Origin of the sequence: Streptomyces sp. NPDC059788 (assembly GCF_042732265.1) — a bacterium.
Classification (GTDB): domain Bacteria; phylum Actinomycetota; class Actinomycetes; order Streptomycetales; family Streptomycetaceae; genus Streptomyces.
The window spans coordinates 1-8,984 of record NZ_JBHWHY010000101.1 but is presented as its reverse complement, the minus strand read 5'-3'; the positions used below and the strand labels follow the sequence as shown (position 1 = coordinate 8,984).

Here is an 8,984-nt window from a genome sequence, read left to right as displayed (position 1 = left end):
GACCTGGGCCGGGGGCCGGGGCGGGCCGGTCGCCGGTGGTGATCCGACTATCAGGGCACGGGCCGGTCCGCCGTCATCCCATCCGAGATTCATACCGTCGGGTGGACGTCACCCGTGTGGCGCAACCCGTCCGGCGCCGGGGCGTTCTCCATAGCGTGCCGCGGAAGTCGACCGCGGCCGTCGTTAGGAGAGGTCAGAGAAGTGAAGAACATCAAGAGGGCCGTGGCCGTCACGATCGCCACGGGCGGGCTCGCCGTCGCCGGTGCCGGTATCGCCTCCGCCCAGGGCATCGCGCAGGGCCACGCCGTGAACTCACCCGGCGTCCTCTCGGGCAACCTGCTCCAGGTCCCGGTGCACGTCCCGGTCAACGTCACCGGCAACACCGTCTCGGTCATCGGCGTCCTGAACCCGGCCTTCGGGAACCGCAGCCACAACTCCTGACCGCCTCCGCACGACGGACCGGCCCGGCCACCCACCCCCGAACGGGCCGGTCCCGCCGAGCACCCGACCATCACCCCACGGCCCCGCGCCGACACGTGAGGAACACTTCCATGAACACCGCCAAGAAGGCCGCCCTCGTCCTCGCCACCGCCGGCCTGGCCGCCGGCGCCGCCGCGGGCTCCGCCGCCGCGACCGGGCACGCGCACGCCAACGGCGCGGCCACCAAGTCCCCCGGCGTCCTGTCGGGCAACCTCGTACAGGTCCCTGTGGACGTGCCCGTGAACATCTCCGGCAACACCGTCAGCGTCGTGGGCGTCCTGAACCCGGCACACCACAACGTCGCCGTGAACCACTGAGCCACGGCATCCCGGACCGCGTCACCACCCGCGTCCACCCGAAGGCCCCGCCCGACCACACCCCCGGTCGGCGGGGCCTTCCCCGTATTCGGCGGGGCCTTCCCCGTACGGAGACAGCTGCCGCCGCGTGCGCATACGGGCTCGGCCCCGCCCCGGCCCCTGTTCCGGCCCCCGCCCCTGTCCTGGCCCCCCGTACGGAGCCGGTCCCTGCCGCGCACGGGGACACCCCGGCCCCGCCCCCGAACGGAGGCGGCCCGGACCTGACGGCCGGGCCGGGCCCGGCCCGCCATCGGCTCACCCCCGCCGCCGGCTCACCCCCGGCGCCGCTCCGCCTCCTCCACATACGCGTTGTACGCCGCCACCTGCGCCCGCCGGGCCGTACGCTCCACCGGGCGCAGCGCCTCGGCCCGCGCCGCCATCTCGGACGCGCTCACCGCCCCGCCGTGCTCCTGGCCCTCCCCGCCCGCGCCCCGCGCGATGCCGATCAGCGCGCCGACCCGCTGCGCCAGCTCCAGCACCCGCACCGCCCGCGGCGGATAGCCGGGCGCCAGCACCTGCCGCCCCGCCTCGGCCCGCGCGCGATACGCCTCCAGCGCGGCCTGCGCGACCGGCCCGGAACCGGCCACGTCCAGCCTGGAGAGCACCTCGGTCGCCTCGCGCAGCGCCTCCGCCAGCTCCCGCTCCGCCTCGCCGAGCGAGGGCACGTCCGCCGGAGGCGCGTCCCGTATGGGCAGGCAGTGCCAGACCACCTCGACATGCACGTCCTCGCGCGCGAGCGCGGCGCCCTCGGGGCCCGACTCCCACACCTCGGGGACGAGCCCGAGCGCCGCCCCGGACGCCAGCACCGCCTCCTCGGCCTCCATCGCCCGCGCGTTGAACTCCGGGGGGCCGCTCAGCCCCAGCGGATGCCCCGGCACCGGCAGCGCCACCCGCAGGCCCGTCGCCCCCAGCGCCCGCAGCCGCCCCAGCGCGAGCGTCAGCCCGACCGGGCCCGGCTCCCCGGGCAGGCCGCGCACGCGGTGCACCGCGTCGTCGTCGGCGATCCGCTGCGCGGCTTCATCAGGTGAGACAAGCCCGGCCAACAGGGCATTTCCCCACGCGGCCAGGCGTCCCGAACGAGGTTCATCGAGCATGTCCCCAGCCTAAGGACAGGCACTGACATCGAGTGGCGTAGGTTTGCAGGGGGGATGCGCCCACAGGCGCACGAGACGACCGATATGCAATGGGAGACAACGCGCTCATGAGCGATGTGCTGGAGCTGGTGGACGTATCCGTGGTCCGCGAAGGACGGGCTCTGGTGGACCAGATCTCCTGGTCGGTCAAGGAGGGCGAGCGCTGGGTGATCCTCGGCCCCAACGGCGCCGGCAAGACCACCCTGCTCAACGTCGCCTCCAGCTACGTCTTCCCGAGCAACGGGACCGCCTCCATCCTCGGCGAGCAGCTCGGCAAGGTCGACGTCTTCGACCTGCGCCCGCGCATCGGCGTGGCCGGCATCGCCCTCGCCGACAAGCTGCCGCGCAGCCAGACCGTCCTGCAGACCGTGCTGACCGCCGCGTACGGCATGACCGCCGGCTGGCGCGAGCAGTACGAGGACATCGACGAGCAGCGCGCCCGCGCCTTCCTCGACCGCCTGGGCATGAACGCCTACCTGGACCGGAAGTTCGGCACGCTCTCCGAGGGCGAGCGCAAGCGCACCCTGATCGCCCGCGCGATGATGACCGACCCCGAGCTGCTCCTGCTCGACGAGCCCGCGGCCGGCCTCGACCTCGGCGGCCGCGAGGACCTCGTACGCCGCCTCGGCCGGCTCGCCCGCGACCCGTACGCCCCCTCCATGATCATGGTCACGCACCACGTCGAGGAGATCCCCCCGGGCTTCACCCACGTCCTGATGATCCGCCAGGGCAAGGTCCTCGCCGCCGGACCGCTCGACCTGGAGCTGACCTCCAGCAACCTCTCCCACTGCTTCGGCCTGCCGCTCGTCGTCGAGCGGCACGGCGACCGCTGGACCGCCCAGGGCCTGCCGCTTTCCTGACACCGCCGCACTTCGTGACCGGACGGCCCCTGTCCCGGGCCGTCCGGCGGATCTACCATGAAGGCGTGGATCCATGGGTGTGGTGGCTCGTCGCCGCCGTAGGACTGGGCATTCCGCTCGTCGTGACCGCGATGCCCGAATTCGGGATGCTCGCGGTCGGCGCCGTCGCCGGTGCCGTCACCGCCGGACTCGGCGGGGGCACGGTCATGCAGTTCATCGTCTTCGCCGCCGTCTCGGTCGCGCTCATCGCGGTGGTACGCCCCATCGCCAACCGCCACCGCAATCAACGCCCACAACTGGCCTCCGGGATCGACGCCCTCAAAGGCCGCTCCGCCACGGTCCTGGAGCGGGTCGACGCGGCCGGCGGCCGGGTCAAGCTGGGCGGCGAGATCTGGTCCGCCCGCGCGCTGGACGCGGACCAGGTCTACGAGCCGGGCCAGAAGGTGGACGTGGTGGAGATCGAAGGCGCCACCGCGGTCGTCATGTGAGCGTTCAAGCCAGTCGTCGTACGAGCGCACGGATGAGGCGAACCGCCAGCGCGCCGGCCCGTCGCTCTGAAAGACTCGATCAAGACAGGGTCGGCCCAGGCCGCCACAGCCAGTAACCGAGGGGTACCGGGAGCCGCAGTGGAACCGATCATCATCGTCCTGATCATCCTGGTGGTGCTCGTGTTCATCGCACTCATCAAAACGATCCAGGTCATCCCGCAGGCCAGCGCCGCCATCGTCGAGCGCTTCGGCCGCTACACCCGCACCCTCAACGCGGGCCTGAACATCGTCGTGCCGTTCATCGACTCCATCCGCAACCGCATCGACCTGCGCGAACAGGTCGTGCCGTTCCCGCCGCAGCCGGTGATCACCCAGGACAACCTGGTCGTGAACATCGACACCGTCATCTACTACCAGGTCACCGACGCGCGCGCCGCGACGTACGAGGTCGCCAGCTACATCCAGGCCATCGAGCAGCTGACCGTCACGACCCTGCGCAACATCATCGGCGGCATGGACCTGGAGCGGACCCTGACCTCCCGCGAGGAGATCAACGCGGCGCTCCGCGGCGTCCTCGACGAGGCCACCGGCAAGTGGGGCATCCGCGTCAACCGCGTCGAGCTCAAGGCGATCGAGCCGCCCACCTCCATCCAGGACTCGATGGAGAAGCAGATGCGCGCCGACCGTGACAAGCGCGCCGCGATCCTCCAGGCCGAGGGTGTGAGGCAGTCCCAGATCCTCACCGCCGAAGGTGAGAAGCAGTCCTCGATCCTGCGCGCCGAGGGTGAGGCCAAGGCCGCCGCGCTGCGCGCCGAGGGCGAGGCCCAGGCGATCCGGGTGGTCTTCGAGTCCATCCACGCCGGCGACCCGGACCAGAAGCTGCTGTCCTACCAGTACCTCCAGATGCTGCCGAAGATCGCCGAGGGCGACGCCAACAAGCTCTGGATCGTGCCCAGCGAGATCGGCGACGCGCTCAAGGGCCTCGGCGGCGCCATCAACAGCTTCAACCCGGCGGGCGGCGGCGCCCCGGCAGGCGGCCCCGGCATGACCAAGTCCGCACCCCACCGCGAACAGCCGACCATCGACTGACACGGGGTCTCTCCCAGGGCCCGTCCCATCGACCGACACGGTCCCTTCCAGGGCCCGTCCCCGACAGCGCGCACGAAAGCGCTGTCCCCGGGGACGGGCCCTGGTGCATGATCGGGCCGGACCGCACCGATCATGCACGAGGGAGCCCGTATGACCTTCTGGGAAGCGCTCGCCGTCCTCGGAGCGGGCGGCGCCGCCGGTGCGATCAACGTCGTCGTCGGCTCCGGCACCCTGATCACCTTCCCGGTGCTGCTGGCCACCGGCCTGCCGCCGGTCACCGCCAACGTCTCCAACTCCCTCGGCCTGGTGCCCGGTTCGCTCAGCGGCGCCATCGGCTACCGCCGCGAACTGGCCGGCCAGGGCCGCCGCATACTGCGCTTCGCCGCCGTGGCCCTGGCCGGCGGCCTGATCGGCGCCGCCCTGCTCCTGGCGCTGCCCTCCGACGCCTTCGACGCGATCGTGCCCGTCCTGATCGCCGTGGCGCTCGTCCTCGTCGTCGTGCAGCCCCGGCTCGCCGCCGCGCTGCGCGCCCGCCGCGAACGCAACGGCACCACCGCCCGTACGGACGGTGGTGCCCTGCTGCTGACCGGCCTGTTCCTCGCGAGCATCTACGGCGGCTACTTCGGCGCCGCCCAGGGCGTCATCTACCTCTCCCTGATGGGCCTGCTGCTGAGCGACGGCCTCCAGCGCGTCAACGCCGTCAAGAACGTCCTGACCCTGCTCGTCAACGCCGTCGCCGCACTGTTCTTCCTCTTCGTCGCGCGCTTCGACTGGCTCGCCGTCGTCCTCATCGCCGTCGGCTCGGCCCTCGGCGGCCTGCTCGGCGCCAAGGTCGGCCGCCGCCTGCCGCCGGCCGTACTGCGCGGGGTGATCGTCGCGGTCGGCATCGCGGCGATCACCCAACTGCTGCTGAAGTGACCCGTACGCGCGCTACGCGGGCAGCCCCAGCCACTCCGGCAGCTCCTCCCGCACGGAACCGGCCAGCGCCGCCACCAGCGCGTCCGCGGGCGTCGGCTCGAACGGCCGGGTCAGCAGCCGCATCCCCGCCTGCTCCGGCGTCCGGTCCGCCTTGCGGTGATTGTCCTCGGCGCAGGACGCGACCGTGTTCAGCCAGTTGTCCCCGCCGCCGCGCGAACGCGGCAGCACGTGGTCCACGGTCGTCGCCCGCCGGCCGCAGTACGCGCACCGGTGCCGGTCACGCACCAGCACGCCCCGCCGCGACCACGCCGCCCGTCTTCGGAACGGCACCCGTACGTACCTGCTGAGCCGGATCACCTGGGGCACCGGCACCTCCACCGCGGCGGCCCGGATACGCAGTCCCGGATGCGCCTGTTCGACCACGGCCTTGTCCTGCATGACCAGCACCACCGCGCGCCGCAGCGACACCGTCGCCAGCGGCTCGAAGCTCGCGTTGAGCACCAGTGTCTCGCGCATCCCGTCCACCTCCCGGTCCCCGTTCGCCGCTCGGCGAAGTGGCTCCACTGTGCAGGTCCAGTGATCCCCTGGACAACGCAATTTCCGCACGCCACAAGGGAGATGGGAGATGGCGGGGAGGTGAAGGTACGGGTGCGCGCGAGGGGGCGCGGGCAAGCGCACGGCGGCGCGGAGGGGCGGCACGCTCCGGGGCCCCACCCCCGTGCGTTCGCCGGGACCCCGGAGCGTATGGCAGCCGGCGCGGCCGTCCGACACGAGAGCGGACTCCGGCAGGCGGCCGGCGACACACCTGCGCCCCGCCGCCTCCGCCGCTGCGGTGCCGGCTGCCCGACGGCCGTACCGCGAGCCGTTTGCCAGCCATGCACCACTGTGCGAGCACAAGCGCCGGGGCGCAACGGAATTAGGGCCGGCATCCGCACCCGGCCGGACACGGCCGCGGTACGGACACCGGCCCCGCGCTCAGCTCCCGGCCGGCACCTCGTACTCGCCGATCAGCTGGGCCCGCCCGATCGCGTGGAACCGCAGGTTGAAGCCGACCACGGCCGGCGTCGCGTCCGCGTCCGCGCCCAGCTTCTCCTGGTCCACCGCGTACACGGTGAAGACGTAGCGGTGCGGCCCGTCACCGGGCGGCGGCGCCGCACCCGTGAAGTCCCGCGACCCCGCGTCGTTGCGTACGTGGACGGCGCCTTGCGGCAGCCCCTTCATGTCACCGCTGCCGACACCCGCGGGCAGCTCGGTGACCGAAGCGGGGATGTCGAAGACCGACCAGTGCCAAAAGCCGCTGCCGGTCGGCGCGTCCGGGTCGTAGCAGGTGACCGCGTAACTACGGGTCCCCTCCGGCGCGCCCTCCCACCGCAGGTGCGGCGAGGTGTTGCCCTCGGCCTGCACCTGCGCCGACGGCAGCGTGCCGCCGTCGGTCACCTCGTCGCTCACCACGGTGAACCCGGCCACCGGCGGATGGAAATCGTGCGGGAGCGGCCGGCGCTTGAGCTCGGACACCTGGGCACCTCCTGAATCGCGAATGGACACCTGTCCGGCCAGGCTAAAGCCAGTTCCGCCTGCCACCGACCTCGGCCAGCCACTGGTTGAGGTACGCCGCCCAGTCGGTCCCCTGATAGCCGTCCAGCGGCACCACGAACGAGCGGTAGGTGTCGCTGCCCTCGCTGAAGAGCCCCGGCTTCTTGTCCATCTCCAGCACCACGTCCATCTCCCGGTCGTCCGCCACGAAGGACAGCTCGACCTGGTTGAGACCGCGGTACTGCTGCGGCGCGTGGAACTCGATCTCCTGGTAGAACGGCAGCCGCTGCCGGGTGCCCCGGATGTGCCCCTGCTCCAGGTCCGCGCTCTTGAACCGGAACCCGAGCCGGCCGAAGGCGTCCAGCAGGGCCTGCTGCGCGGGCAGCGGATGCACATTGACGGGATCGAGGTCACCGGAGTCCACCGCGCGGGCGATCGCCAGTTCCGTCGTCACCCCGACGTGCATCCCGTGCAGCTGCTGCCCGAGGAACGTCGTCACCGGCGTCTCCCACGGGATCTCCAGCCCGAACGGCACCGTGTGCACCGCGCCGGCCTGAACCTCGAAGGCCCCGCCGAGCTGCACCTTGGTGAACTCGACGTCCCGCTTGTACTCCTGCTCGCCGCCTTCCACCTCCACCCGCGCCTGGAGGCCCACCGACAGCTTCTCGATCTGCTGGGCGACCGAACCGCCCTGGATACGGACCTCGCCCTGTACGACTCCGCCCGGCACGACGTTCTCCTCGAAGAGCACCGTCTCCACCGATGCGCCTCCGGCCCCCAAGCTGGCCAGCAGCTTCTTGAACCCCATGCTCGTTCCTCCCCAGGCAGACGCCTGTACCTCGTGTGACGCGCCGTGATCGCGGCCGGTCCGTTCCCTACCCACGCCGGACGGCCACAGCCGGTTCCGCGGGGGCGGGTCGCGTGTGCGACACCTTCCCAACGGAAGACCCCGGTGGCCAGTCGCCCGACCGGTGCTGCACGCCGCTCTCCGCTACCCTTGATCCGCATGATCGTCGCACCGGATCGCAGGCCGCTCACCCGGGACTTCTTCGACCGTCCCGTCCTGGACGTCGCGCCCGATCTGCTCGGCCGTACCCTCGTACGCCGTACCGCGCAGGGGCCGATGGAACTGCGCATCACCGAGGTCGAGGCCTACAACGGGTCGTCGGACCCGGGCTCGCACGCCTACCGGGGGCGCACCGCACGCAACGCCTCGATGTTCGGTCCGCCCGGCCACGCTTACGTGTACTTCATTTACGGCATGTGGTTCAGCCTCAACCTGGTCTGCAACAAGGAGGGCACCGCCAGCGGTGTCCTGCTGCGGGCCGGCGAAGTGCTCACCGGCACCCAGCAGGCGTCCGAACGCCGCCCCAAGGCGCGCAACGCGCGGGAACTGGCCAAGGGCCCGGCCCGGCTCGCCACCGCCCTCGACATCGACCGCGCCCTGGACGGTACGGACCTCTGCTCCACCGACCCGGACCACCCGCTCACCGTCCTGCAGGGCCACCCGGCGGACGCCGGAACGGTGCGCAACGGGCCACGTACGGGCATCAGCGGCGAGGGCGCCGTGCACCCGTGGCGCTTCTGGATCGACGGCGACCACACCGTCAGCCCGTACCGCGCCCACGTGCCGCGCAAGCGCCGGAGCAGGGCTGCTTGACTCTGCCCCTCGGACCGCCTAACGTGGCCCGAGCCGCTTGAAACGGGCAGCGCTGTCTGCGCAGGCCGTCGAGCGACGCGAACCCACTACCTACGAACGATCACCCCCGGCGGGGTCTCCTTTCGCTTGCCGAAATCAGACGCCGCAGCCCGATTATGAGCTGCCGGGGAATTCGACTAAAGTAGTGATCACGCCGAAAGGCAAATTCCCCACCGACGGGGAATCGGAAAAGGATTCGGTCCGGCAACGGACTGAAAATCGGATCTGATAACGTCGGAAAAGGCCGGAAAGCGAAAGCCGGACGGCCGCCCCGTTCCAGCAGGGGCCGGATACGGAAAGCGGAAACGCCGAACGGATCTGGTAAGGTTGGAACCGCGCAGAAGCCGAAAGGCCGAAACGCACCGGCGGAAATCAGGACCGCGAGGATCTGATAGAGTCGGAAACGCAAGACCGAAGGGAAGCGCCCG

The 8,984-nt window shown here is 71.6% G+C and carries 11 protein-coding genes; 7 read left to right on the top strand and 4 right to left on the bottom strand.

Going from position 1 to position 8,984, the window contains the following annotated elements; translation table 11 throughout:
* Positions 1-201 precede the first annotated feature (201 nt).
* Together ACFV57_RS42345 and ACFV57_RS42340 are read left to right on the top strand one after the other, a co-directional pair.
* Entirely contained in the window at positions 202-441 is a 240-nt protein-coding gene (locus ACFV57_RS42345) for a chaplin (protein ID WP_385244535.1), read from the top strand.
* A gap of 110 nt (positions 442-551) precedes the next feature.
* A complete protein-coding gene (locus ACFV57_RS42340) occupies positions 552-797 on the top strand; it encodes a chaplin (protein WP_385244532.1) in 246 nt (81 codons plus the stop codon).
* 311 nt (positions 798-1,108) lie between these two features.
* Here ACFV57_RS42340 and ACFV57_RS42335 read toward each other — a convergent pair whose 3' ends face one another.
* Positions 1,109-1,930 carry a hypothetical protein gene (locus ACFV57_RS42335; protein ID WP_385244530.1) on the bottom strand — a complete coding sequence of 274 codons (822 nt, stop codon included), beginning with the start codon at positions 1,928-1,930 and terminating at the stop codon, positions 1,109-1,111.
* Positions 1,931-2,019: 89 nt separating this feature from the next.
* Here ACFV57_RS42335 and ACFV57_RS42330 point away from each other — a divergent pair, with 89 nt between their 5' ends.
* The 4 genes from ACFV57_RS42330 to ACFV57_RS42315 all read left to right on the top strand — a co-directional run bounded on the left by ACFV57_RS42330 (position 2,020) and on the right by ACFV57_RS42315 (position 5,324).
* Positions 2,020-2,829, top strand: a complete 810-nt coding sequence (locus tag ACFV57_RS42330) for an ABC transporter ATP-binding protein (RefSeq protein ID WP_385244527.1) — start codon at positions 2,020-2,022, stop codon at positions 2,827-2,829.
* 77 nt (positions 2,830-2,906) lie between these two features.
* Complete coding sequence (locus ACFV57_RS42325; protein WP_385244538.1) at positions 2,907-3,317, top strand: NfeD family protein; 411 nt, start codon at positions 2,907-2,909, stop codon at positions 3,315-3,317.
* Between the two features lie 138 nt (positions 3,318-3,455).
* Positions 3,456-4,406, top strand: coding sequence for an SPFH domain-containing protein (locus tag ACFV57_RS42320; RefSeq protein WP_385244524.1), 951 nt, complete (start codon positions 3,456-3,458; stop codon positions 4,404-4,406).
* A 150-nt stretch (positions 4,407-4,556) separates the two neighbouring features.
* Positions 4,557-5,324 (top strand): sulfite exporter TauE/SafE family protein, encoded by a 768-nt coding sequence (locus ACFV57_RS42315; protein WP_385244521.1) that lies wholly within the window; start codon positions 4,557-4,559, stop codon positions 5,322-5,324.
* 12 nt (positions 5,325-5,336) lie between these two features.
* Here ACFV57_RS42315 and ACFV57_RS42310 read toward each other — a convergent pair whose 3' ends face one another.
* The 3 genes from ACFV57_RS42310 to ACFV57_RS42300 form a co-directional block, all read right to left on the bottom strand.
* A complete protein-coding gene (locus tag ACFV57_RS42310; protein ID WP_385244519.1) occupies positions 5,337-5,840 on the bottom strand; it encodes an HNH endonuclease in 504 nt (167 codons plus the stop codon).
* A gap of 459 nt (positions 5,841-6,299) precedes the next feature.
* A complete protein-coding gene (locus ACFV57_RS42305; RefSeq protein WP_385244516.1) occupies positions 6,300-6,839 on the bottom strand; it encodes a YbhB/YbcL family Raf kinase inhibitor-like protein in 540 nt (179 codons plus the stop codon).
* A gap of 43 nt (positions 6,840-6,882) precedes the next feature.
* The gene (locus tag ACFV57_RS42300) at positions 6,883-7,665 is read right to left on the bottom strand and encodes a sporulation protein (protein WP_385244513.1); all 783 of its coding nucleotides are present in this window, start codon (positions 7,663-7,665) and stop codon (positions 6,883-6,885) included.
* 198 nt (positions 7,666-7,863) lie between these two features.
* Between ACFV57_RS42300 and ACFV57_RS42295 the strand changes: the two genes are divergently transcribed.
* Entirely contained in the window at positions 7,864-8,517 is a 654-nt protein-coding gene (locus tag ACFV57_RS42295) for a DNA-3-methyladenine glycosylase (protein ID WP_385244511.1), read from the top strand.
* The last annotated feature ends 467 nt before the right edge of the window (positions 8,518-8,984 follow it).

Bases quoted from the DNA above. Each gene is read 5' to 3' on its own strand.
- ACFV57_RS42340 (WP_385244532.1), top strand. From the start codon at position 552: ATGAACACCGCCAAGAAGGCCGCCCTCGTCCTCGCCACCGCCGGCCTG.
- ACFV57_RS42335 (WP_385244530.1), bottom strand. From the start codon at position 1,930: ATGCTCGATGAACCTCGTTCGGGACGCCTGGCCGCGTGGGGAAATGCC.
- ACFV57_RS42330 (WP_385244527.1), top strand. From the start codon at position 2,020: ATGGGAGACAACGCGCTCATGAGCGATGTGCTGGAGCTGGTGGACGTA.
- ACFV57_RS42315 (WP_385244521.1), top strand. From the start codon at position 4,557: ATGACCTTCTGGGAAGCGCTCGCCGTCCTCGGAGCGGGCGGCGCCGCC.
- ACFV57_RS42310 (WP_385244519.1), bottom strand. From the start codon at position 5,840: ATGCGCGAGACACTGGTGCTCAACGCGAGCTTCGAGCCGCTGGCGACG.
- ACFV57_RS42300 (WP_385244513.1), bottom strand. From the start codon at position 7,665: ATGGGGTTCAAGAAGCTGCTGGCCAGCTTGGGGGCCGGAGGCGCATCG.
- ACFV57_RS42295 (WP_385244511.1), top strand. From the start codon at position 7,864: ATGATCGTCGCACCGGATCGCAGGCCGCTCACCCGGGACTTCTTCGAC.